This window comes from Streptomyces nanhaiensis (assembly GCF_046614825.1).
In the GTDB taxonomy this organism is placed as follows: Bacteria; Actinomycetota; Actinomycetes; order Streptomycetales; family Streptomycetaceae; genus Streptomyces; species Streptomyces radiopugnans.
In genome coordinates this window covers 1-492 of record NZ_JBKJFM010000397.1, presented here as the reverse complement: position 1 = coordinate 492, position 492 = coordinate 1, and the positions used below count along the sequence as shown (strand labels likewise).

The window sequence follows — 492 nt, the reverse complement described above, 5'->3', positions numbered from 1 at the left end:
CGGCGGAGCCGGACGCGGACCGCTCCGGCGCCGCGCCGATGCCCGACGTCACCTGAGCCCGTACGGCGTCCGCCGAGCCCACCACGGCGTCCGCCCGTGCGCGGTGGACGCGCGGGCCCACCGGTAGCCTGCCGCCCGGTGGTCTTCCGCGCCCCGCCCGGGGAGGAACGCGGGCCACCGCGCACCGGGCGGCCTCCCCTCGGCCGCGCCGGGGCGATCCCACCGCCGGGCGAGTCCGGCGGTCCTCTCGCAGGGAAGAACGCAGGAGAGCCGGTGGACACCGTCCCGCAGCCGCCACAGGATCCGCCGCCGCGGGATCCGCCCGCAGCCCCGCCGCCCGCCGGCGTACGGGACGGGGTGCGCTTCGCCTTCGGCACGCTCACCGTGCTGCCTGTCTCCGGGGCGCGCTGGGACCGGTCCGCGGCCCGCGCCGGCATGGTCTGCGCCCCGCTGGTGGGCCTGGTGACCGGGCTGTGCGCGGCCGCCGCCGGG

The 492-nt window shown here is 80.9% G+C and carries 1 pseudogene; it reads left to right on the top strand.

Annotated elements, in window-relative coordinates:
- Positions 1–273 precede the first annotated feature (273 nt).
- A pseudogene (locus ACLIYP_RS30785) lies at positions 274–492 on the top strand (adenosylcobinamide-GDP ribazoletransferase); the annotation flags it as partial.